The following is a 24,517-nucleotide window of genomic DNA, read 5'->3' on the forward strand; positions in this document are numbered from 1 at the left end:
ATTAAAGCGTTATATCATTAGTAATTTCGCCATCGTTCACGGTTATCATACGGCGGCTTTTATTTTTCCAGGCGCTGTTTTTAGAAGCCACAATAAGTGTCCATTTATTTTCATCTGCCAGCAGGAAATCAATAATTTTATCCGATGTAACCTCATCCATCTTACCCGTGGGCTCTTCTAATATTAGTACCTCCGGCCTGTGCACTATGCTGCGTGCCAGTAATATTTTTTGCACATCTGACGCTGAAAGCTGCCTGCCACCGGGGTGTATATGGGTTTCTAAGCCATTAGGAAATGTTTTAATATACGGTGTAAGGCACACTGCATCCAAAGCCCATTTAAGGTCGGCATTAGCTATGTTGTCGTTGCCGTAAAGTATATTATCCCTAACGGTACCATCAAAAAGGGCTTCGCCATGCAGTAATGTGCCCGTTTTTGCCCTAAAAGTCTCTTCGTTTAGGCGGTTCATGTAATTATCAGTAACATAAACTGCACCATGATCGGGCTCTACAACACCAGCAAGAAGCTTTAATAGCGTGCTTTTACCCGCACCGTTTTTACCGGTAACCACTATTTTTTCGCCCTGCGAAATTTTAAGGCAGATGTTTTTAAGCGATTTTTTTTCAGAAAAAGGATAATTGTAATTAATACCCTCGATTTCTATATTTACACCGGTTGCGTCTTTATCTAAAGAAGTGGGGATTGCAGCTATTTGCATATCGGTAACCTGACCAATCTTTTCTACCGATGTTAACACATCATAAAAAGATTCGAGGCCAAATATTATTTTTTCTACAGAGTTGATTAAAAGTACAATTATAATTTCTGATGCTATAAACTGCCCGATATTCATCTGGTTGTTTATTACTAAAAACCCGCCAACAGATAAAAGCGCTGCCGTAATTACAACTTTAAAGATAACAAGCTGTATGTACTGCTTTTTCATTACGTTAAAGTGCTTTTCGCGATAATTTACATAATCGCTCACGTAGCCGTCATTCCTGCCAAGGGCATAATCAAACTGCCTTTTTTTGCTAAAGCTCTCCCTGTTGCGGGCAATTTCCTGCAGCCAGGCCGCTGCCTTATATTTATAGGTAGACTCTTTTAGACTGGTCTCTAACCCTTCTTTATACGAAAATTTAAAAATGATGTACAAAACCCCAATGAGCAGCAGCCCAATAACCAAAAAGAAAGAGTGGTAAAAAGCCAGCAGTATAATACCAAAGCCCACCTGCAAAAATGCAGTTGAAAAATCCAGCAGCAACTTAGCTGCCCCTTTTTGTACCATTAGGGTATCAAAAAAACGGTTGGCCTGTTCAGGGGCGTATTTTTCGTAAAGTTCTTTAAACTTTATGAGGGGCATACGGTAGGCAAACTCAAAAGAGGAGCGTACAAAGATGCGCTGTTGCAGGTTTTCGAGTATCCGCAGTTGCATAACCGTAAGTATACCTGCAAAGCCTACCCCAAGGGTTACCACAATTACAAGTACTATCCACGATACACTTACCTGCCCGCTTTGTATAAAATTAATAATGGCCTGCACGCCAAGCGGTAAAGAAAGGTTTACCAGCCCCGCAAACGCTGCGTAAAATATTATTTGGTAAACATCCCGTTTATCAAGTTTGAGTAAATTATAAAGTCGTTTAAATGGAGTCATAAATCATTATAAGTACGGTGATAATAAAAAAATAGCATACACGTATTTATGGAGGCATAAATAGTGTAACAGCCACAAGGATATCCTGAAGCCGGTTTACGTGGGGTACTTACAAAGTAATTTCGGGAGGGGGAACGTGGATTCTGTTATGCAGGATACCGGCCGAGTTAGTTTCGGTAGAATATAGTTTTTTACCGGAAATCTTTATGGTATAACTAAGCATAAAGCCGCTACATCCGGGTATAATATAATCTACAGCAAGTTTTATCTTATTGCTGTTGCCGCAACCTGCCTCATTGTCAGAATCCTCAAATTCTTCGGCAGCCGTATTGCATTTTAGCATCTTTTTAACCATACTCCAAACTATACAGTCTTTTTTGTGTATGTCATCGTTGGTAGTGGCAACCCTGTTAAGATTGTTAGACAGGTTAAGGCTACTGATTAAAAAATAGCCAATTAGCAGTACCTGGAGCACTTTACTGAATACGCTATTTTTTAATCCTTCCATCATAAAGCACTATAATCAACAATTGCGCCAAATATAACCACTATTAGTTAAAAACATAAATTTACTGCATTAAATATATGCAAATTAGTATTTTTAATGCAGTAAATTAAAATTTCTAATGTTGAGGGCAAGTTATTGTGAAATAGAACAATTACTATTTTTCCGTTTTGGTATAAGCACTTCTTACCCTGCTTAGTGTTTCGCGGGTAAGGCCCAGGAAGGATGCCACCATGCGCAGCGGAACGCGATTAAAAACATCTGGATAGGTTTTGATGAAATTTTCGTAGCGTTCTTCTGCCGTGCCGCTGATTATGCTGAGTATACGTTTTTGACTTGCATCATAACTCCTCGCGGTAAGCCTGTCAAACAACGCCTGTAGGTTAGGTATCGCTTTTAAAAGGGCATCCAAATCATTTTTTTCAATCATTATGACCTCACTATCCTCTAAAGCATCAATGTTTCCTTTAGAGGGATTGCCGGAGTTATAACTTTCATAATCGGCTATCCACCAGTTCTCTATCGCAAACCTCAATATATGCTCAGTACCGTCGTCTCCAACATTATACCAGCGCAAACAGCCTTTACATATAAAAGAGTTATAGCGGGAAACTTCGCCCTGCTGTACTAAATACTGCCTTTTACGGAGCTTTCTTGTTATGGCTTTAGCGCGCACCTGATCCAACTCATAATCAGTAAGGGAACCTTTTTCTTTTAAATATTCAGCAAAAATCTCAAACATAGCCCTTAGCTTTTCAACAAAGCTATATAAAATAATTTAGCTGAATGTATAGTTGAAATATTTTATAACCTGAAGCATAGAACAACAAAAGAAGCCTCATTACTAATTAGGCTTCTAAAACAATTAATGCTATTTATTATTTCAGGTTAGTAATGTTTAGTACACCACCATCTGAAATGATCTCGGTGCCCACTACGAAAGAAGATTCGCCTGAAGCCAGAAATACAGCCGCTTTACCAATATCCGACGGTTGCCCTATTCTTCCGGCAGGGATAAGGTCTACCCACAAATTCTTAACAGTTTCTACTTGTTCTTCCGGCAGGAATTTGTCAAAAACAGGAGTATCTATAGTTCCCGGAGAAAGCACATTTACCCTTATTTTCCTATCCAAAAGATCGAGCGAAAACCCCCGGGCAAATGATATTATGGCTGCCTTGGCACCCGCGTAAAGCGATTGCCCCGGGAAAGCCCTGTGCCCGGCTATAGAGCCTATAAGTACTATAGAGCCGCCATCATTCATAAAAGGCAATGCCCTTTGCACCGTAAAGTATACGCTTTTAAGGTTAAGGTTCATATTCTGGTCGTAACCAAATTCGCTTAATGTGGCCACCGACCCCATATCTACACCATCTACCACACCACCTGCGTTAACAACAACGGTGTCTATTTTACCAAACTTTTCATGGGTATCTTTAAACACGCGATCAAGGTCATCCATTATAGTTACATCGGCTTTAATGCCGATGAAATTTTCGCCCAGTGCCGCAACCGATTGGCTTAAGGTTTCCTGATTTCTACCTACAATTGCCCCGATGGCGCCTTCGCTTTCAAAAGCTTCTGCAATGCCAAATCCTATACCGCTGTTACCTCCCGTAACTACGGCTACTTTATTTTTTAATTTCATGATAGTATAAATTTTATCATGCAAATTTCAGGAAGTAAGGCCGTTGCCTGCGAGGACATTTGTTACATAATTAACGTGATAATTATCACGCTAATTATTATTACAATGGATTACATTTATAACTATATGAAACAAAAATGCCCCGCTAAACGGAGCATTTTGTAATATTTAAAGTAAGGTTTATAATATCTTAAAACTCAAAATTAAAGCCTTTTTTGGTAAGCTTTTCATAAATGGCTTCATCAAAAACATAAAGCTGCGCGGCCCTGTGGGTTACATCTTTTTGTTTTTCATCTAATGGCCTAAGCAGTTTCATGTGCAGTATTTTTCGCCTAAAGTTAGATTTATCCATTTTAATACCTAAAATTTCCTCATACAGTTTCATCAACTCAAAAAGTGTAAACTTTTCGGGCAATAAATTAAAACCTACGGGAGCCTGCCTAACGCGGTTTCTTAAATTAGCAAGGCTGTATTGAAAAATCTCGGTGTGGTCATAAATCAGCGGAGGGATTTCGTTAATCTTATACCACTTGGCATCAGATGCCGTAAAACCCGCCTTAACATTAAAATCTTCTTTTTTAATCATGGCAAAATACCCGATTGTAATAACCCGCCCTAACGGGAAACGATCCGGGTCGCCAAAGGCTTTAAGCTGCTCAAGGTAAATTTTATCAAGGCCGGTAAGTTCTGCCAGGAGCCTGTGTGCCGCAGCATCTATACTTTCTGTTGCCTTGATCCAGCCACCGGGAAGGCCCCATTCACCTTTACGGATACCCTCGCCGTGTTGTACAAGCAGCACTTCAAGGCTATCCTTATCAAATCCAAAAATAACGCAGTCAATTGTAATGGCGTTCATTACTGTTCGCTCTATTGTCCTGCCCGATTCTTTGTCTATAAATTTTTTTAACATATCGCTATTAAACCCCACGAATATAAGGAAAAGTCTAATTCTGTGCAAATACAATTTACAAATTAATAATCGCAAAATAGTGGGTTATAAATACATATCTCAAAAAATTTTATAGAATTTTTTGAGATATCAAAAATATGTCATACACTTGTAGTCATAAACACCATTATGTATAACGTTGTAGTGAATTGTTAAAAATTTTCCTGCAAATTAAAAATTAGCCTATGTATTTTTTAGGAATCGACCTTGGGAGCTCATCTATAAAGCTATCGGTACTGGATGCTGAAGCCGGTACAACGTTTGCTGCAGTGAGTGTGCCTGAGTTTGAGATGGACATATTTGCCCCGCAATTTGGCTGGGCAGAACAAGACCCGGAGCAATGGTGGAATTATGTGCAACAAGGCATTATTAGCCTTGGAAAAAAAACCGACCTTAAAAAAATAGCCGCGATAGGTATTGCTTACCAAATGCATGGCCTTGTTTTAACGGATGAACAGCTAAACCCAGTGCGACAATCAATAATTTGGTGCGATAGCCGTGCTGCCGCAATTGGCAATGCTGCTTATAATGCCATTGGGCAAGATAAAAGCCAGGGTATGATATTAGGAAGCCCGGGCAACTTTACGGCCTCTAAGATAAAATGGGTAAAAGATAACGAGCCTGATGTTTTTGCAAAGGCAAAATACATGATGCTTCCCGGCGACTTTATTGCCGCAAAATTATCGGGTGTTGCGCAAACCAGCACCTCAGGCTTATCTGAAGCTGCTTTGTGGAATTTTAGCGAAAATCGTTTGGCAATCGAGGTACTTGAAGCTATGGATATCCCGGCTTCTATCATACCGGAAGTTGTACCTTCTTTCGGCAGCCAAAGCGTAATAAACAGCGATGTTGCCACAACGTTAGGCTTAAACACCGATACTAAAATAACGTATCGCGCAGGCGACCAGCCCAACAATGCCCTTTCTTTAAACGTACTTAAACCAGGGGAAATTGCTACCACAGCAGGAACATCGGCGGTTATATATGCCGTTACAGATAAAGATGCATATGATAAAACAAACCGTGTAAATACTTTTTTACATGTTAATAATACCGAAACCGAAAAACGCAATGGTGTTTTGTTGTGCATAAACGGTTCGGGTATCTTGTACAAATGGCTGCGCATGGTTACCTCTTTGGGTAATGACACCGGCAACCTTATTTCTTACGAAAAATTAAATAATGAGGCTGCTAAGACCACACCTGGCGCTAAAGGCCTGCGCTTTTACCCTTTTGGTAATGGTGTAGAAAGGATCTTTAACAACGAGCCGGTTTTCTCAGGCATCCAGAACCTTAACTTCAACATACACCAAACACCGGAACTGGTACGTGCTGCCTGCGAGGGTATTGTATTTGCCATGAACTACGGCTTTGATATCATGAAAGATATTGGCGCATCGGGCAATGTGGTTCGCGCCGGTAAGGCCAACCTTTTTCTAAGCCCGCTTTTCCGCCAGATTTTTGCCAGCGTTACCCAAACCACGGTAGAGCTTTACAACACATCAGGCGCTGATGGCGCGGCACGCGGGGCCGCATTTGGCTACGGTTTTTATAATTCGATAAATGAAGCTTTTGATAACCTGCAATGCCAGGAAAGAATAGAGCCAAACAAAGATCTGTCGGCACAATACGGCGACATTTATCAGCAATGGAAAGAAAATATTAATATCATAAATAAAGAACATGAATACAATGAAACAGGCTTACTTTAAAAACGTTGACACTATTAAGTTTGAAGGCCGCGAAAGCAATAACCCACTTGCTTTTAAATGGTATGACGAAAGCCGAATTGTAGCAGGTAAAACTCTTAAAGAACATTTTAAGTTTGCAATGGCCTACTGGCACACGCTTGTAAACACCGGTAACGACCCTTTTGGCCCCGGTACTGAAAAGCATGCATGGGACAGCAATGAAGATGCCGTTGCCCGTGCTAAAGATAAAATGGATGCCGGTTTTGAATTCATGCAAAAACTTGGCATCCCGTACTACTGTTTTCATGATGTAGATTTAGTTGATGAAGCGCCAACCTTGGAAGAGTTTGAACAGCGCGTTAAAGCTGTAGTGGCCTACGCAAAGCAAAAACAGGAAGAAACGGGTATAAAATTACTTTGGGGCACAAGCAACCTGTTTAGTAATCCAAGATATATGAATGGCGCATCTACAAACCCTAACTTTGATGTAGTTGCTTATGCAGGCGCACAGGCTAAAATAGCTATAGATGCTACCATAGCTTTAGGCGGAGAGAACTACGTATTTTGGGGTGGTCGCGAAGGTTACATGAGCCTTTTAAATACCGATGTTCAGCGTGAGCAGGACCACCTTGCCCAATTTCTTACCATTTGCAGGGATTATGCCCGCAGCCAGGGTTTTAAAGGCAACTTCCTTATAGAGCCTAAGCCAATGGAGCCAATGAAACACCAGTATGATTTTGATGCTGCTACCTGTATAGGTTTCCTAAACAAATATGGGCTTCAAAACGATTTTAAATTAAACCTTGAGGTTAACCACGCTACACTTGCCGGCCACACTTTTGAGCACGAAATGCAGCTTGCTGCTAATGCAGGTATGCTGGGCAGCCTTGATGCTAACCGTGGCGATTACCAAAACGGCTGGGATACCGACCAGTTTCCTATAGATGTTTACGAAACCACACAGGCAATGCTTGTTTTACTGCAAAGCGGCGGCTTGCAGGGTGGTGGTGTAAACTTTGATGCCAAAGTGCGAAGGAACTCTACAGATGTTGAAGATAAATTTATTGCCCACATTAGCGGCATGGATGTTTTTGCACGCGGACTTATAAGTGCAGAACATATTATAAAAAACACTAATTATTTGCAGTTGCGCAAAGAGCGCTATGCATCATTTGACGGCGGCAACGGAGCAAGGTTTGAAAAAGGAGAACTTACTTTACAAAACCTGAACGAAATTGCCCGTGCAAACGGAGAACCTAAACCTATAAGCGGCAGGCAGGAATTATTTGAACAGATAATTGCTAACGCTTATTAGGACGAACCCTAACAAATACATAACCAAACTCTCTAATTTTTATGAAAAGTAAATTTTGTATCCCTCCGGGATTGCTTACGCTTTGCTTGTCATTTTTCTTCTCATTGGCCTCTTTTAGTGCCTTTGCGCAGCAAACAACCATTTCCGGTATTATAACTTCTTCTGAAGACGGACTTGGCCTGCCCGGCGTTAACGTTGTAGAAAAAGGCACCACAAACGGTGTAAGTACAGATTTAGATGGTAATTTCCAGATAAGTGTGGCCCCCAATGCCATACTTGTGGTAAGCTCTATTGGCTTTGCTACACAGGAAATTCCATCAGCAGGAAAAACAACTATTAATGTAACCCTTAAATCAGAATCTTCAGAGCTTGAAGAAATTGTGGTTGTAGGTTACGGTACACAAAAGCGTAAAGTTACTACCGCAGCTACTACCGTAGTTAGCGGCAGGGACCTTCAGCAAACAAACAGTATCGATGCTACAAGCGCTATACAGGGCCAGTCATCGGGTGTTAGTATTACACAAACCTCCGGCCAGCCGGGTGCAGGTATGGTGGTTAACATTCGTGGTGCAGGTACTGTAGGTAACGCCACCCCACTTTATGTGGTAGATGGTGTTGTTGTAGATAACGGTATTGGTTACCTTGACCCATCTATCATAGAGCGCATAGATGTGCTAAAAGATGCATCTGCGGCAGCTATTTATGGTGCACGTGCAGCAAACGGTGTTATACTTGTAACTACTAAAAAAGGTGCCGAAGGTAAAACAACAGTATCTTTTAATAGCTATACCGGTTTTCAGGAAAGCGCAAAAAGGCTTGATTTGCTAAATGCACGCGAGTATGCTACTATTTTAAATGAGGCGCGTGTAAACAGCGGCTTATCGCCACTTTACACTCAGGACCAGATTAACAACTCGCCAAACACCAACTGGCAGGACCAGATGTTTAACGATGGCGCTGTAAAACAAAACCACTCCCTGCTTATTAGCGGCGGTAACGATAAGGCAACTTACAATACCGGCCTTTCATATTTTGGACAGGAAGGCCTTATTGGCAGCCAAACAGGCCAGTCGCAATATGACAGGGTTACTTTTACGACTAACAGTACAATGAATGTTGTTAAAGACCACTTTAAAATTGGTGAGAACTTTTCATATTCACGCGTAAAAAGTAAAGGTATTGCAGATCAGGGCATCTATAACAACTCTTTAAGAGGGTTTTTAAATGCACCGCCAAATTATAATGTATATAACGCTGACGGGTCTTACGGATCATCTGACCTAAGCGCTGACTTAACTAATCCACTTGGCCTATTGTACTACACTAACTTCAAAGAAACTTACTCTAACCGTTTTGTAGCAAATGTATTTGCAGAAGTAGTGCCTGTTGAAGGGCTTACACTTCGCACATCGTTTGGTATAGATTCTTATACCGATGAGTACAGGGCATTTACCCCAATATACAGCCTGTCAACGGTATCGTATAGCGATTTATCAAGCGTTACTCAAAGTGCCAACAACAATTTCTCTTGGATTTGGGATAACACAGTACAGTACAAAAAAAGCTTTGGTAAGCATAACTTAGACCTGCTTGGTGGTATATCTGCCCGTGAGCGTATAACAAAAGTAACCAGTGCACTGGGCCGCGACCTACAGTTTAACGACTTTGCACACGCTTACCTTAACAACGTTTTAGACCCTACACAAAACAGGGTAACCGGCGATCGTTACGACTATAATATAGCGTCATATTTCGGTAGGGTATTATATGATTACGATAACAAATACCTGTTTACTGCAACGGTTCGCCGTGACGGTTCATCAGAATTTGGCAGCGAAAAGTGGGCTGTGTTCCCTTCATTCTCTGCAGGTTGGAATATTGACCAGGAAGCTTTTTGGAAAGAAAACAACGTAGTGAAAAGCGTAAAACTTCGCGGTAGCTGGGGACAAAATGGTAACGACCAGTTTAACAGGAGGTTTGCTTACATGTCTACCATCTCTACATTTGATAAAAGCTACCATTTTGGTACAGGCAACAACGAGCTTCCGCTTGATCCGGGAGCAAGCCCGGATGCATTAAACACGCCAGACCTTAAATGGGAAACATCAGAACAGCTTGACTTAGGTGTAGACTTGGTGTTGTTTAACAACTTTAACCTGACTTTTGACTGGTATAACAAAAAAACCAAAGACTGGTTAGTACAGGCAAGTGTACCTTACATTGCAGGTGCACAGGCACCTTATATAAACGGTGGTAACATAGAGAACAAAGGTTTTGAAATTGGCGCTTCTTACACGGCTAACCTTAACGAAGACTGGAAACTAACCGTTAACGCTAACCTTAGTAAAAATAAAAACGAGGTTACAAGAGTTGACAACCAAAACGGCATTATTTATGGCGAAAGCAACCTTTTATTCCAGGGTATAGATGAAATAAACCGTGTAGAAGAGGGCAAGCCAATTGGTTACTTTTATGGCCTTCAAACCAACGGTATCTTCCAAAACCAGGCCGAAATAGATGCGTATAACCAAAACGGTACTTTAGTACAGCCTAACGCACAACCGGGCGATGTACGATTTGTAGACCGCAACGGCGATGGTACTATTACTGCCGACGATAAAACTGAAATAGGCGACCCTAACCCGGATGTTTATTATGGTTTAAGCTTACAGCTTAACTACAAAGCTTTTGATTTCTCTGTATATACTTACGGCGTAGCAGGTAACCAGATAGCTTACAGCCCACGTGATTACTCAAGGCCGTTTTACAACTATACTACAGATGTATTTAGCCGCTGGACTACCGAAGGCAGCTCTAACACCATGCCGCGTGTAACCTATGGTACCGATGCTAATGGTAACTGGACTAAGTTTAGCGACCTTTACATGAGGGATGGCGACTTCTTTAGGATTAAAACCGTAACCGTAGGATGCGACTTTGCAAAACTAACCGATGTTATTGGTAAAACCTTCTCACAATTCAGGCTATACGCATCGGCAAACAACCTGTTTACCTTTACTAAATATCCTGGCCTTGACCCGGAAGTAGGCTTTGGAAACGCGAACCAGTCTTGGGCACGTGGTATAGATGTGGGCTCTTACCCGCAGCCAAGGACATTTATGATAGGATTAAGCGCTAACTTTTAAAATTTGCTTGAAATGAAAAATATATCTAAAGTTATTTTACTTTCATCCTTATTGTCGCTAAGCGCATGCTCGGATGAATTTGTAACCAATTCTCCTTATACCACTGTGGTAGAAGAGAACTTTTATAAAACACCGCAAGATGCCTTTAAAGGTCTTGTAGCGGTGTACGACATACTACAGCGTGAAGGCTATGGCACCTGGCTTATGAATACCGAAATGGCATCTGATGACGCTTATGGAGGGTTTGGTACTGCTGATAGTAATGTTGATGTAGAGCGCGACCGCTTTGAATTTGTTACCGATAAAGAAATGAATGCCGCTATATGGCAAAACAACTATATAGGTATATATCGTGCCAACATACTTTTAGAAAATCTTGACAATGTTGAGTGGGGCGGCCAGGAGGCACTTCGTGCACAGTATGAGGCCGAAGCGCGTTTTTTAAGGGCGTACTATCATTTTCAGCTGGCAAGGGTATTTGGCAAGATCGTTCCGTTAGATCACAGTATTACTGCCGACGAGTTTGAGTTGCCACGCGCCGAACCGGAAGTTACCTATGCCCTTATCGCAAACGATTTAAAATTTGCTGCAGATAACCTTGGCACCACAAATTATTCTACACCGGGTAACGCTGATTATGGCCGTATAACAAAATGGGCTGCAGAGGCATTTCTTGCCAAAGCATTTATTTTTTATACTGATTATTATAACAAGGCAGACCTTGCAGGTGTGGTAACCAAAGCAGAAGCTGTAACTTATATTAACGATGCCGTAAACAACAGTGGCCATAACCTTGTAGATAATTTTGCAAGCCTTTGGCTGGCTTCATCGGTATCAGAAGGTGTAACCTATGCAGGCGAAGGAAATACCGAAGTGGTATTGGCTATACGCCTTAATAGTTCGGGTAATGCAAACTGGGACCTTCATGAAGGTAACCGTTTTGCAGTGAATATTTCTACACGTGGTGGCGATCTTGACATTTATGGCCAGGGATGGGGCGGTGCGCCTGTAACGCCTTCGCTTTATAATGCGTATGCTCCGGGCGACACGCGCAGGGATGCTACAATAATAGACTATGTAGGCGAAGATCTTGACTTTGACCCTGTGACACGTGGCCAGCGCCAGTATACAGGCTATGGCTGGAAAAAAGGCACGCGTATAGTAGATGGTGCTTTTACCGGCGATTTCCAGATTGATAACTACGAAGACATAAACCTTATCCGTTTTGCCGATGTATTGCTTTTAGCCGCAGAACTTAACCTTGACAGTAACGCAGGGTTTGCACAAACCTGTCTTGACAGGGTACGTGCACGTGCTTATGGCGACACATCGCACAGTGTACCGGCTACTTATACAAACATATTAAATGAGCGCAGGCTGGAGCTTGCCCTTGAGGGCGACAGGTGGTTTGACCTTATAAGGCAGGACATGAATACTGTACAATCAGCTATAGAAGCTACGGATATGGGTGGCGAGTTTACAATAAACTTCAGGACTCAAACAGAGGGTTGGTTACCGTTACCACAATCTCAGATTCTCCTTTCAAATGGTGCAATACAACAAAATCCAGGTTGGCAATAAAAACTAAAAATTGATTGATTATGAAACAGATGTTAACTAAAGCGCTTGCTGCCGTAATGGCATTAGGATTATTATTTTCCTGCGAGCCGGTGGAAGACCGCGAAGACCTTCCGGCAACAAACCTTGACCCTTCTGAAATAAACATTTCAGTAACAAACGTTGGTAATGATGTTACCATGACCAACTCTACGCCGGATGTTATCCCGTACTGGAGCTATAAAGATGCTGCAGGTAATGAGTTAGGTCACTCTAACCAAAACACGGTAAATACAGTGTTCCCTTTTGCGGGTACCTATACTGTAGATTTTACAGCCTATACCCGTGGTGGCGCTGTGCAGGCAGCATCTAAAACGCTAATCATTGCAAGCAATGATTCAGAATATTTTAGCGCTCCGGAGTGGAGTAACCTAACTAACGGTGTTGCAGGCAAAACATGGGTATTAGATATGTCTGGCCCTATAGGATGGGCAGGTTTTGATTACCCATACAACCCTAACGGCGATGATTATTGGAACTGGTTTCCTGATTATGCAGGCAACGAATGGGTAATGCCTAATAAAGACTGGGGCGAAATGACTTTTAACCTTGATGGTGGTTATAATGTAAGCGTTACGCAAACCGCACTTATAACAGACGATCAAACTACAAAAACAGGAAACTTCAGCTACGATATTGCATCGCATTCTATGATGTTTAATGGCGCAGAAATGCTGTTTGGTGGCGATTACTATCCGGATGTAAGCAACTGGTCAAGCCTTAAGGTTGTTGAACTAACACCTACTTCGCTTCGCCTTTCGGTAGTGCGCGACCAGGCAAGGAACCCGAATGATGGGCCATGCCAGATCGTTTATCATTTTAAACCAAAAGAATAGCTTAATTGCCGGTAAGTGCTTAAAGCATTTACCGGCTTTTTTTAAACCAAACCAATGATTAAAACCTACACCAATACAATTACTAAAACCATTGCCGCACTGGGGCTATTAACTATAGCAGCTTGCAGCAGCACCGATAGTAAAACGTTATCTGACAGAAAAATGGCTTTCAACACCGGTTGGAAATTCCATTTAAATACCCCAGCAGATAAGGATACTATTACGGCTTCTACCCAATGGCGCGGGCTTAACCTGCCGCACGACTGGAGCATAGAAGGCGCATTTGATGAAAAAAGCCCTGCCGGTTATGGCGGAGGATCGCTTACGGGTGGCCTTGGCTGGTATAAAAAAACATTTACTGTAAAGGCAGAAGACAGTACAAAAATTACCTCGGTTGTGTTTGACGGTGTATACCGCAACAGCCAGGTTTGGATTAACGGCCATTATCTTGGCAAACGCCCTAACGGTTACATAGGCTTTAGGTATAACCTAACCCCTTACCTTAACTACGGCGATAAACAAAACGAAATAATTGTAAAGGCAGACAATTCTAAACAGCCTAACTCACGTTGGTATTCCGGATCAGGGATTTACCGTAACGTATGGATGGAAACCACCGGTAAAGTTCATGTAACGCACGATGGTACTTATATAACCACCCCCGTTGTTGCTAACGGCAAAGCAACCATTAAACTGCAAACAATACTTAAAAACGAATATGCTGCAGAGAAAGCAGCAACCATTACCACTACCATCTTTAAAGATGACAGTAAAATTACAGAGGTATCTAAAGAGGTCAAGCTATCGGCAAATGCTGAACAAACCTTGCAACAGGAAGCTACAGTAGAGAACCCTGTTTTATGGGATATAGAGCACCCTGAACTGTATACGGCTGTTACCGAAGTGAAAACCGACGACGAGGTTTTAGACACTTATGCGACACCTTTTGGCATCAGGACGTTTACTTTCGACCTTAACAAAGGTTTTATCCTTAACGGCAAACAGATTAAGATAAAAGGCGTTTGCCTGCACCACGACCTTGGGCCGCTGGGCTCGGCATTTAACACCCGTGCTATGGAGCGCGAGCTTCAGATAATGAAAGATATGGGCGTTAATGGTATCCGTACATCGCACAACCCTCCCGCACCGGAGCTTTTAGACCTTTGCGACAAAATGGGCTTTATTGTTATGGATGAAGCTTATGATATGTGGAAACAGCAAAAAAATCCTTTTGATTACAGTAACGACTGGGATAAATGGCATGTAACAGATCTTAAAGACCAATTGTTCAGGGACCGTAACCACCCAAGTGTGTTTATGTGGAGCATTGGTAACGAAATACCGGAACAATGGAACGAGAAAGGTGCTGCTATTGGCAAAGAGCTATCCGCTATTGTTAAGGCTATAGACCCTACACGCCCTGTAACGGCTGCCATGAACCCACCTATTGCGGTAAACCCTACCGAAGCCAATATCCAGTTTCATGAAACCGCCGATAAGCCTAATGCATTGGCAGGATCGGGCGCTTTAGATATCATAGGGTACAACTATGCGCACCAAACGTATGAAAAGCATAAGGTTAACTTTCCTAACACACCTTTTATAGCTACAGAGACTACATCGGCCTTAGCCACACGTGGTTATTATGATACAAAATCAGATACTATAAAAATGTGGCCTAAGCGTTGGGATATCCCTTTTCATGATGGCAACCCGGGCAATACCGTTTCGGCTTACGACCAGGTTCAGGCACCGTGGGGTTCTACCCACGAAACCACCTGGAAAGTCATTAAAAAGCACGATTACCTTGCAGGCATGTTTGTTTGGACGGGCTTTGATTATATAGGTGAGCCTACACCATATGAGTGGCCATCGGTAAGTTCGTATTTTGGTATTGTAGACCTTGCGGGCTTCCCTAAAGATGTTTACTACATGTACCAAAGTGAGTGGACTACCAAAGACGTACTGCACATTTTACCGCACTGGAACTGGAAGGCAGGCCAGGATGTAGATGTGTGGGCGTATTACAACAATGCCGATGAAGTAGAGCTTTATCTTAACGGAAAATCGTTAGGCAAAAAGAGTAAACAAGGCGATGACCTGCATATTATGTGGAGGGTACCTTACCAGCCGGGTACACTAAAAGCTGTTTCACGTAAAAACGGAAAAACTGTTTTAGAAAAAGAAATCAAAACTGCCGGTGCCCCTGCTGCCCTAAAAGCAACTGCCGACAGGGCAACCATCAACGCAGATGGCACCGACCTAAGCTATATTACTGTAGACATTACCGATGCTAACGGTGTATTTGCCGCAACAGCCAACAACGAAATTACTTTTAGCCTTAAGGGCAACGGTAAAATTGTTGGTGTTTGCAGTGGCGACCCGGTTAGCCATGAATCGTATAAAGGCAACAAGCATACAGCCCTTAGCGGCAAATGCCTTGTAATAGTTCAGGCCGGTGATAAAGCCGACAATCTTGAATTAACTGCCAGTGCTAAAGGCTTAAAAGAATCTACGGTTAGCATCACAACCAAAAAATAATACCTGTTTACCAATAAATAACCAAACCAACAGTAGTAAACATGAATAAAAATAATAGTTTAAAATGTCTTTTGGCGCTGCCAGCCCTGCTGCTTTTTAGTAGTGTCGCTACGGCACAGGTACAAAATGCAGATGTACTTAATGCTCCTATAGATGTGAGCAAAGATTTTGAAAATTACCTCAACACCTTTTATTTTGCCGATGAGCTTGCCTCGTTTGACCCTGGTACCGGAAAAGGGACGGTTAAATATGTAAGGTTTAATTACAAAACGCGCCAGGCTTTCAATAATATTGAGATGAAGCCGTATGTAGCGGAGCCAAACGAGTTTCCTACTACGGAATATGAGGTTGCACCCGTTCAGCCTTTTGCCATCCAGTTTGTGAGCGACCGTACCGTAAGGATAAAAATGAGTTCGAGGCCACAGTTTAACCAGCCGGAAGAATCGCTTATGCTGGTTAACGGTACTGCTCCCAACCACCCGGAAAGCTGGAAATATAGCAAGACAGCAACAGGCCACACTTATACCAGTAAATATGGTAAGGTAGAGATAATCGCCAAACCCTGGCATGTAAAAGTGTATGATGCTGCCGGTAAACTGCTAACATCTACCCTGCACGACGCCGATTTACAAAACACCTATACACCTACCCTGCCGTTTGCTTACGTGCGCCGCAACAGCGATTATAGCACAAGTATGGCACCGGTGTTTAGCCTCGAGCCAGACGAAAAAATATTTGGCTGCGGGGAATCGTTTACCAACTTTAATAAGCGTGGGCAAAAGGTAATTTTGTATACCGATGATGCCAACGGCGTACAGAACGAAACCATGTACAAACCTATTCCGTTTTACATGAGCAGCCGCGGTTATGGTGTGTTTATGCATACCTCCGCACCTATTACGGTCGATTTTGGTAAGTACTACACCACTGCCAATAAAATGATGCTGGGCGACGATGTTGCCGACTTGTTTATCTTCATCGGTGAGCCGAAAGATATATTGGATGAGTATACCGACCTGACCGGTAAGGCATCGATGCCGCCGCTATGGTCGTTCGGTTTATGGATGAGCCGTATTACGTATTTCTCAGAAAAAGAAGGCCGCGAAGTAGCTAAAAACCTTAGGAAAAACAAAATACCAAGTGATGTTATCCACTTTGATACCGGTTGGTTTGATGTAGACTGGAGAAACAATTACGAGTTTGCCTCTAAACGCTTTGACGACCCCGTTAAAATGATGTCCGACATGAAAAAAGACGGTTTTAATGTATGCCTTTGGCAGCTGCCGTACTTTACACCAAAAAATACCCTGTTTAACGAAATTGTAAGCCAGGGGCTTGCCGTAAAAGACAAAAAAGGCAACCTGCCTTATGAGGATGCCGTATTGGATTTTAGTAACCCTGCAACCGTAAAATGGTACCAGGCAAAACTTAAGCATTTGTTTGATCAGGGTGTTGGCGTGTTTAAAGTCGACTTTGGTGAAGCCGCACCCGTAGATGGCCTTTACCATTCCGGCCGTACCGGTTTTTACGAGCATAACCTGTACCCGTTGCGTTACAACAAGGCGGTGGCAGAAATTACGCAGAAAGAAAAAGGCTATACCCTTATCTGGGCGCGCAGTACCTGGGCCGGTAGCCAGCGTTACCCGTTACATTGGGGCGGTGATGCCGAGACCAATAACGGCGCTATAGCGGCTACGCTTCGTGGTGGCTTATCGTTAGGGTTATCAGGGTTTAGTTTCTGGAGCCACGACTTAGGTGGTTTCGTTACTAAGTCGCCGGAAAATTTATACCGCAGGTGGGCGCCGTTTGGCATGTTAACATCGCATGTGCGCAGCCACGGCGAGCCCCCAAGGGAACCCTGGCTGTACAGTGAAGACTTCTTAAAAGGCTTCAGGAATGCGGATAATATGCGTTATGAACTTATGCCATATATCTATGCACAAGCTAAAGAAAGTTCGGAAAAAGGGCTGCCAATGCTTCGTGCACTGTTTGTAGAGTTCCCTAACGATCCTGGGTCGTGGTTAATAGATAACCAATACCTTTTTGGGTCGGATCTATTGGTTGCACCACTGCTGGAAGAAGTTACAGAAAGGGACGTTTACCTGCCACCGGGGCAATGGATAGACTATCAGACCAAAAAAGTATACGATGGCGGATGGTACAAAATAAAGGCAGGCGACATACCTATTGTAGTGTTAGTTAAAAACGGTGCGGTTATTCCGCACATACAACTGGCACAATCAACACAGGATATGAACTGGAGCAAGCTTATCCTAAAAGTATATGCCACCGAAGGCACTGCAACAGCAACCGGAAAGGTATTTTTACCGGGCGGCGATACCGTACAAACGGTAACAACATCTAAAAAAGGTACTGCCTTTGAGTTAAGCCAGAACCCGCTAGGTACAAAGACAACATTTACAACACAATGGATAAAATAAGTTAATTATTTGGGTTAGTTGCTTAGAGAAACCGGGGCTTTGTTTTGACTTCCAGAGTCCCGGTTTTATAATGAACCTTCATAATTAAATAAAACAATTGTATGGGCAAATTTGCACTGTATATACTATTAGCATTAATGGCGTTGCCTGCGGAAGCGCAGCAAAAATACCCTTTCCAAAATCCTAAGCTGGATATTGAAAAGCGTATTGATAACCTGCTTTCGCTCATGACGCTCGATGAAAAAATTGCGGCATTGAGCACCAACCCATCGGTACCGCGCTTAGGCGTTAAAGGCACCGGCCATGTAGAGGGGCTTCATGGCCTGGCGCTTGGCGGCCCTGCAAAATGGGGCGGCAAAGATAAAGAGCCCGTACCTACAACCACCTTTCCGCAGGCGTATGGCCTGGGTGAAATGTGGGATGTTGATATGCTTCAAAAAGTAGCTAATGCAGAGGCTATAGAGACGCGCTATGCACTTCAGCATTACAACCGTGGCGCATTAGTAGTGCGTGCCCCAAATGCTGATTTAGCGCGCGACCCCCGCTGGGGCCGTACCGAAGAAAGCTATGGCGAAGATGCCTTTTTTAACGGCACACTTACGGTAGCGTTTGTAAAAGGGCTTCAGGGTAATAACCCTACTTATTGGCAAACGGCAGCTTTAATGAAACACTTTTTAGCCAACAGTAACGAAGATGGCCGTACCTACACATCATCTGATTTTGATGAGCGCTTGTGGAGGGAATATTATTCGGTGCCATTCAGGATGGGCATTACAGAAGGTGGAAGCCGCGCCTATATGGCGGCGTACAATAAAGTTAATGGCATACCGGCAATGGTACACCCTATGCTTAAAGATATAACGGTAAAAGAATGGGGCCAGAACGGTATCATCTGTACCGATGGCGGCGCTTTTGGGCTATTGTTATCGGATCATAAATATTATGCCGATAAATACCTGGGCGCTGCCGCAGCGGTTAAAGCGGGCATCAACCAGTTTTTAGATGATTATGCCGATGGTGTTTATGGTGCAGTAGCCAACGGCTACCTTAAAGAAAAAGACATTGATGATGTACTGCGTGGCGATTATCGCATCATGATAAAGCTGGGCATGTTAGACCCTGCCGAAGGCAACCCCTACGCGGCTATTGGCACCGCTAAAGATGCTGTTGACCCGTGGTTATCTGACGCGCATAAAAAACTGGCGTTAGAGGCAACGGAGAAATCGGTCGTGCTTTTAAAGAACGACCCCGCCAAAAACCTGCTACCTATAGACCGTACCAAGGTTAAACGCATTGCGGTAATCGGCCCACGGGCAGACGAAGTTTTGCTGGACTGGTATAGCGGTACCCCACCCTACACTATTACCCCACTTGCGGGTATTAAGGCCAAAGCAGGCGAAACTATAGAGATTACCTACGCTCTTAGCAATACCGATGGCAAAGCCGCCAAACTGGCTAAAGAGGCCGACCTGGTTATTGTACTGGTGGGCAACCACCCGTGGTGCAACGCCGGCTGGGCCGACTGTCCCGTGCCAAGCAACGGTAAAGAGGCGGTAGACCGACAGTCGATTACGTTAGAGCACGAAGATTTAATTAAAGTCGTCTACCAGGCCAACCCCAATACGGTCGCGGTTTTGATAAGCAGCTTTCCGTATGCTATAAACTGGACACAGCAAAATGTACCGGCAATAGTTCACATGGCACAAAACAGCCAGGAAACCGGTACTGCACTGGCTAATGTATTGTTTGGCGACTACAACCCCGCAGGCAGGCTTACCCAAACGTGGGTAAGCGATATTACAGACCTGCCCCCTTTCCTGGATTACAACATTCGTAACGGCCGTACCTACATGTATTTTAAAGGCAAGCCGTTGTATGCTTTTGGCTATGGCCTAAGTTATACTACATTTGTGTATAAGAGTTTAGATATAGATAAGCCATCGTTATCTAAAAATGGCAACCTGACCGTAAATGTAACCGTAACCAATACCGGCAGCCGCGATGGCGAAGAGGTGGTTCAGCTATACGTTAAGCATCTTAACTCTGCAATAGAGCGCCCCGTAAAAGAACTTAAGGCATTTAAAAGGGTGGCCTTAAAAGCAGGCGAAACTAAAACGATTGCCCTAACTTTACGTGCCAAAGACCTGGAGTACTGGAACACCAAAACTCAAAAATTTGAATTAGAACAAGGAACTATAGAATTACAGGCCGGTGGTGCATCGGATGCCATTATCCTGAAGAAGAACATTAATATAAATTAACCCAAAATATTTATGAAGAATAAAATTGTAAGCCTTTCGGCTATTGCCATGATACTGCTGGCTACTGCATGCAAAGACGAAACTACTACGAATGACACCGCAAAAAATGGCGAAACCGCTGTTTATGAAGGTAAGGAAATGAGTGATGAGTTTGATAAAGAGATTGATGGGATTGTTAGCAAAATGACCCTTGAAGAGAAAATAGGCATGCTGCACGGCTATAGCATGTTCACTAACGAAGGTGTAGAGCGCCTGGGCATACCGGAAGTGCATATGGCCGACGGCCCACTGGGTGTTCGTGAAGAAATTGAGCGTATGAGCTGGGCTCCCGCAGGCCGTACCGATGACTTTGCCACCTACTATCCTGCCGGTGCAGGCCTTTCGGCTACATGGAACCCGGAGATGGCAAGCACCTTTGGAAAATCGATAGGCGAAGAAGCCCGTGCCCGTGGTAAAGATGTATTACTGGCACCGGCATTCAATATCATCCGTACCCCACTTGGCGGCCGTACTTATGAGTACATGACCGAAGACCCGTTCCTTAACAAAACCCTTATTGTACCTTACGTTGTAGGTGTACAGGACCAAAATGTTGCTGCATGTATTAAGCATTATGCCGCTAACAACCAGGAAACCAACCGTGGTACGGTGGATGTACTTATAGATGAACGTACGCTACGCGAAATTTACCTGCCTGCTTTTGAAGCTGCGGTAACTAAAGCCAAAGCATATAGTGTAATGGGCGCTTACAACAAATTCAGGGGCGATTACCTTTGCGAAAATAAATACATGCTTCAGGATATTCTTAGGGGTGAGTGGGGCTTTAAAGGTATCGTGATATCGGATTGGGATGCGATACACAGCACCAAAAAAGCGCTTGAGGCAGGATCTGACCTTGAAATGGGTACCAACAAACCGTCTTTTGACGAATTTTACTTTGCAAAACCGCTTCTTGCCGCTGTAAAAGCCGGTACCGTTACCGAAGCCGAAGTAGACAAGCACGTAAAAAGGATCTTAAAAATGCTTTATAATATTAAAGCAATGGGTACCGCTAAAGACCGCGTAAAAGGCAGCATTAGTACCGATGCGCATTTTAAAGACGCTTACAACATTGCATCAGAATCGGTTGTATTGCTTAAGAACAATGAGAACCTGCTTCCATTAAAAGCAGATGCGCTTAAAAGCATTGCCGTTATTGGTGCTAATGCCACTGCAAAACACTCACAGGGTGGTTTTGGCGCGGGTGTAAAAACCAAACGTGAGGTTACTCCGTTAGAAGCACTTACGGCTAAATTGCCAAAATCGGTAACTATAAACTATGCCGAAGGTTACAAAACCGAATTCAAACCTAAAAAGGAAATGAAGTTTGGCGAAGTTACCCAGGAAGCTAAAGAAACCGTAAATGAGCTTGACCCTAAAATGGTTGCCGATGCAGTTGCTGCGGCTAAAAAATCAGATATCGCCATATTGTTTGTAGGTTCTAACCGTAATTACGAAACAGAAGCATCAGACCGTATGGACCTTAGCCTGCCTTTTGGACAGGAAAAACTTATTGCTGCCGTTAAAGCCGCAAACCCTAAAACCATTGTTGTTTTTGTTGCCGGTGCACCGTTTGATATCAACACGGTAGAAAAAGAAAATTCAACCATTGTTTGGAGCTGGTATAACGGATCTGAAGGTGGTAACGCCCTGGCAGACATCCTTCTTGGTAAAGTAAACCCATCGGGTAAACTGCCGTGGACAATGCCTAAAAAAATAGCCGATTCTCCTGCCCATGCTACCAATAGTTTTCCTGGTGGTGCCACTGCCGAATATAAAGAAGGCTTACTTGTAGGCTACCGTTGGTTTGATACTAAAAATGTTGAACCGCTTTACCCTTTTGGTTATGGCTTATCATATACTAAATTTGAACTTTCAGGGGTTAAAGCCGATAAAAAATCATACGGTACAGAAGATACCATCAAAATTACAGTTGATGTTAAAAACACCGGTAAGGCCAATGGTAAAGAGGTAGTACAGTTGTATTCTGCTAAAGCAGATTCTAAAGTTACCCGTGCAGCTAAAGAGCTTAAAGGTTTCAATAAAGTATCGGTTAAAGCCGGAAGTACCGAAACGGTTACCATTACTGTTCCTGTTAAAGAACTTGCTTACTACGATGTTGCTGCCAAAAAATGGACAGTAGAGCCGGGCACGTATACCTTTAAACTGGGTAATTCGTCAAGAAATATTACACAGGAAGTTACGGTTACTATAAAGTAACCTCACCCCAACCCCTCTCCGAAGGAGAGGGACCAGCTACACTATGTAGTAGTGAAAACTAATCAATATATTAATGTTTAATCACTGTCTGCTCCCCTCTCCTTCGGAGAGGGGCCGGGGTGAGGTAAAACTATGAAAAAAAACATATTACTACTGTCCGCACTGGCTTTAACCGGTTGTGCATCGCATAAAGATGTACCCGCGCAACGCCATTATGAACCCACGTGGGAATCGTTAGCACAATATGATGAAACCGCTGAGTGGTTTAAGGATGCCAAGTTTGGCATTTATGCACACTGGGGTGTGCTATCGGTTCCGGCGTATGCTAACGACTGGTACCCACGCAACATGCACATTATAGGGTCTGACGAGAACAAGCACCAGGTGGCAACATATGGGCCTCTTAATAAATTTGGCTACCATGATTTTGTGCCCATGTTTAAGGCCGAGAATTTTGATGCCAATGCCTGGGCCGACCTGTTTGTAAAAGCGGGCGCTAAATTTGGCGGCGTAGTGGCAGAGCACCACGACGGCTGGAGCAACTGGGACAGCAAAATTAACCCGTGGAACAGTATGGCTATGGGTCCGCACCGCGATTTGGTGGGCGAACTCTCTAAAGCCATTCATGGCCGTGGGTTAAAGCTGGTAACGTCGTTTCATAAAGACCGTAACCTGCAAATTAATAAGGATAACCCCGATAAGTGGGGCGACGATATTTCGTATTTCCCGTATAACCCTAATATGGCAACGTCGTCTAACGATCCGTTGTTGAGTATCATGTACGGCAATATACCGCCGGAGCAATTTTACAAGAACTGGCTGGGCGAACTGGGTGAACTTATAGACAATTACTCACCCGACCTTATTTACTTTGACAGTAAAATGACCAAGATCCCTGAAAAGTACAAGCAGGAGTTTTTGGCGCATTACTTTAACCACTCGGTTGCCACAAAGCAGCAGGTGGTTGTTACCCATAAAGAAGGTGAACTCCCTAAAACCGTAAGCGTTGAAGATTTTGAGAAGGGCCGTAATAACGCCATTACGCAGGATTTTTGGCTTACCGATGAAACGGTATCGGTTGGCAGCTGGAGTTACACCAACGACCTGGGGTTAAAGACCGCTGATGATATTATTGACCTGCTGGCCGATATTGTAAGCAAGAACGGCGCACTAATGCTTAACGTATCGCCTAAGGCAGATGGTACCGTACCACAAAACCAACAGGACATCCTGTTAGAAATTGGTAGCTGGCTAAACACTAACGGAGAGGCTATTTATGCATCGCGCACCTGGAATGTATTTGGCGAAGGCCCTGCAAAACAGGAAAAAGGCGGCATGTTTGTAGATAAGGTTACTTATGGCGCTAAAGATGTTCGTTACACCCGCAAAGGCAAAACTATCTATGCCATAGTTTTAGGATGGCCGGGGAGCAATACTGAGATGCTGTTGGAATCTTTTAGTGGTAAAACGCTAAACCAGATTCCGAAAGTGAAAAATTTAAGGGTTTTAGGGTCGGCTGAAGTTATAAAATATCACCTTGACGATGCCGGATTGCATTTTACAACCCCTGCCCAAAAAGTAGACGATAAAGCTTTTGTTGTAAAAATAGAGACAGAATAATCTTTACCAAAAAGATCACAATAAACTTATAGT

15 protein-coding genes are annotated in these 24,517 nt (G+C 43.3%); 10 read left to right on the top strand and 5 right to left on the bottom strand.

Translation table 11 applies throughout. From position 1 onward, the window contains the following. Position 1: 1 nt before the first annotated feature. From FMM05_RS04710 to FMM05_RS04730, 5 genes are all read right to left on the bottom strand, one after another. A complete protein-coding gene (locus FMM05_RS04710) occupies positions 2 to 1,657 on the bottom strand; it encodes a peptidase domain-containing ABC transporter (RefSeq protein ID WP_143372182.1) in 1,656 nt (551 codons plus the stop codon). A gap of 109 nt (positions 1,658 to 1,766) precedes the next feature. Beyond that, complete coding sequence (locus tag FMM05_RS04715) at positions 1,767 to 2,168, bottom strand: hypothetical protein (protein ID WP_143372183.1); 402 nt, start codon at positions 2,166 to 2,168, stop codon at positions 1,767 to 1,769. Between the two features lie 151 nt (positions 2,169 to 2,319). Continuing rightward, positions 2,320 to 2,904 carry a Crp/Fnr family transcriptional regulator gene (locus FMM05_RS04720; protein WP_143372184.1) on the bottom strand — a complete coding sequence of 195 codons (585 nt, stop codon included), beginning with the start codon at positions 2,902 to 2,904 and terminating at the stop codon, positions 2,320 to 2,322. Between the two features lie 136 nt (positions 2,905 to 3,040). Next, complete coding sequence (locus FMM05_RS04725; protein WP_143372185.1) at positions 3,041 to 3,808, bottom strand: SDR family oxidoreductase; 768 nt, start codon at positions 3,806 to 3,808, stop codon at positions 3,041 to 3,043. A gap of 190 nt (positions 3,809 to 3,998) precedes the next feature. Beyond that, positions 3,999 to 4,718 (bottom strand): NUDIX hydrolase, encoded by a 720-nt coding sequence (locus FMM05_RS04730; protein ID WP_143372186.1) that lies wholly within the window; start codon positions 4,716 to 4,718, stop codon positions 3,999 to 4,001. A 224-nt stretch (positions 4,719 to 4,942) separates the two neighbouring features. On the opposite strand from FMM05_RS04730, the gene FMM05_RS04735 reads away from it, so the two are divergent. The 10 genes from FMM05_RS04735 (at position 4,943) to FMM05_RS04780 (ending at position 24,484) form a co-directional block, all read left to right on the top strand. Then, positions 4,943 to 6,469 (top strand): xylulokinase, encoded by a 1,527-nt coding sequence (locus FMM05_RS04735; protein WP_143372187.1) that lies wholly within the window; start codon positions 4,943 to 4,945, stop codon positions 6,467 to 6,469. Further along, positions 6,441 to 7,763, top strand: coding sequence for a xylose isomerase (xylA, locus tag FMM05_RS04740; RefSeq protein WP_221932246.1), 1,323 nt, complete (start codon positions 6,441 to 6,443; stop codon positions 7,761 to 7,763). Before FMM05_RS04735 ends, xylA begins: the two co-directional genes overlap by 29 nt. Before the next feature lie 41 nt (positions 7,764 to 7,804). Further along, the gene (locus tag FMM05_RS04745; protein WP_185965502.1) at positions 7,805 to 10,909 is read left to right on the top strand and encodes a SusC/RagA family TonB-linked outer membrane protein; all 3,105 of its coding nucleotides are present in this window, start codon (positions 7,805 to 7,807) and stop codon (positions 10,907 to 10,909) included. A 12-nt stretch (positions 10,910 to 10,921) separates the two neighbouring features. Then, positions 10,922 to 12,490: a RagB/SusD family nutrient uptake outer membrane protein gene (locus FMM05_RS04750; RefSeq protein ID WP_143372188.1), complete on the top strand. Its 1,569-nt coding sequence runs from the start codon at positions 10,922 to 10,924 to the stop codon at positions 12,488 to 12,490. Between the two features lie 20 nt (positions 12,491 to 12,510). Next, a complete protein-coding gene (locus FMM05_RS04755) occupies positions 12,511 to 13,362 on the top strand; it encodes a hypothetical protein (RefSeq protein WP_143372189.1) in 852 nt (283 codons plus the stop codon). 54 nt (positions 13,363 to 13,416) lie between these two features. Then, a complete protein-coding gene (locus tag FMM05_RS04760; RefSeq protein WP_143372190.1) occupies positions 13,417 to 15,903 on the top strand; it encodes a glycoside hydrolase family 2 TIM barrel-domain containing protein in 2,487 nt (828 codons plus the stop codon). 41 nt (positions 15,904 to 15,944) lie between these two features. Then, positions 15,945 to 18,344: a glycoside hydrolase family 31 protein gene (locus tag FMM05_RS04765; RefSeq protein WP_143372191.1), complete on the top strand. Its 2,400-nt coding sequence runs from the start codon at positions 15,945 to 15,947 to the stop codon at positions 18,342 to 18,344. A gap of 101 nt (positions 18,345 to 18,445) precedes the next feature. Then, positions 18,446 to 20,605 carry a glycoside hydrolase family 3 C-terminal domain-containing protein gene (locus FMM05_RS04770; protein WP_143372192.1) on the top strand — a complete coding sequence of 720 codons (2,160 nt, stop codon included), beginning with the start codon at positions 18,446 to 18,448 and terminating at the stop codon, positions 20,603 to 20,605. 12 nt (positions 20,606 to 20,617) lie between these two features. Continuing rightward, the gene (locus FMM05_RS04775) at positions 20,618 to 22,864 is read left to right on the top strand and encodes a glycoside hydrolase family 3 C-terminal domain-containing protein (RefSeq protein WP_185965503.1); all 2,247 of its coding nucleotides are present in this window, start codon (positions 20,618 to 20,620) and stop codon (positions 22,862 to 22,864) included. Positions 22,865 to 22,996: 132 nt separating this feature from the next. After that, positions 22,997 to 24,484 (top strand): alpha-L-fucosidase, encoded by a 1,488-nt coding sequence (locus tag FMM05_RS04780; protein ID WP_143372193.1) that lies wholly within the window; start codon positions 22,997 to 22,999, stop codon positions 24,482 to 24,484. Positions 24,485 to 24,517: the final 33 nt, after the last annotated feature.

Origin of the sequence: Flavobacterium zepuense (assembly GCF_007097145.1) — a bacterium.
GTDB lineage: Bacteria > Bacteroidota > Bacteroidia > Flavobacteriales > Flavobacteriaceae > Flavobacterium > Flavobacterium zepuense.

Coding starts and splice junctions, on each gene's coding strand:
- FMM05_RS04710 (WP_143372182.1), bottom strand. CDS start 1,657: ATGACTCCATTTAAACGACTTTATAATTTACTCAAACTTGATAAACGG.
- FMM05_RS04715 (WP_143372183.1), bottom strand. CDS start 2,168: ATGATGGAAGGATTAAAAAATAGCGTATTCAGTAAAGTGCTCCAGGTA.
- FMM05_RS04720 (WP_143372184.1), bottom strand. CDS start 2,904: ATGTTTGAGATTTTTGCTGAATATTTAAAAGAAAAAGGTTCCCTTACT.
- FMM05_RS04725 (WP_143372185.1), bottom strand. CDS start 3,808: ATGAAATTAAAAAATAAAGTAGCCGTAGTTACGGGAGGTAACAGCGGT.
- FMM05_RS04730 (WP_143372186.1), bottom strand. CDS start 4,718: ATGTTAAAAAAATTTATAGACAAAGAATCGGGCAGGACAATAGAGCGA.
- FMM05_RS04735 (WP_143372187.1), top strand. CDS start 4,943: ATGTATTTTTTAGGAATCGACCTTGGGAGCTCATCTATAAAGCTATCG.
- xylA (WP_221932246.1), top strand. CDS start 6,441: ATGAATACAATGAAACAGGCTTACTTTAAAAACGTTGACACTATTAAG.
- FMM05_RS04745 (WP_185965502.1), top strand. CDS start 7,805: ATGAAAAGTAAATTTTGTATCCCTCCGGGATTGCTTACGCTTTGCTTG.
- FMM05_RS04750 (WP_143372188.1), top strand. CDS start 10,922: ATGAAAAATATATCTAAAGTTATTTTACTTTCATCCTTATTGTCGCTA.
- FMM05_RS04755 (WP_143372189.1), top strand. CDS start 12,511: ATGAAACAGATGTTAACTAAAGCGCTTGCTGCCGTAATGGCATTAGGA.
- FMM05_RS04760 (WP_143372190.1), top strand. CDS start 13,417: ATGATTAAAACCTACACCAATACAATTACTAAAACCATTGCCGCACTG.
- FMM05_RS04765 (WP_143372191.1), top strand. CDS start 15,945: ATGAATAAAAATAATAGTTTAAAATGTCTTTTGGCGCTGCCAGCCCTG.
- FMM05_RS04770 (WP_143372192.1), top strand. CDS start 18,446: ATGGGCAAATTTGCACTGTATATACTATTAGCATTAATGGCGTTGCCT.
- FMM05_RS04775 (WP_185965503.1), top strand. CDS start 20,618: ATGAAGAATAAAATTGTAAGCCTTTCGGCTATTGCCATGATACTGCTG.
- FMM05_RS04780 (WP_143372193.1), top strand. CDS start 22,997: ATGAAAAAAAACATATTACTACTGTCCGCACTGGCTTTAACCGGTTGT.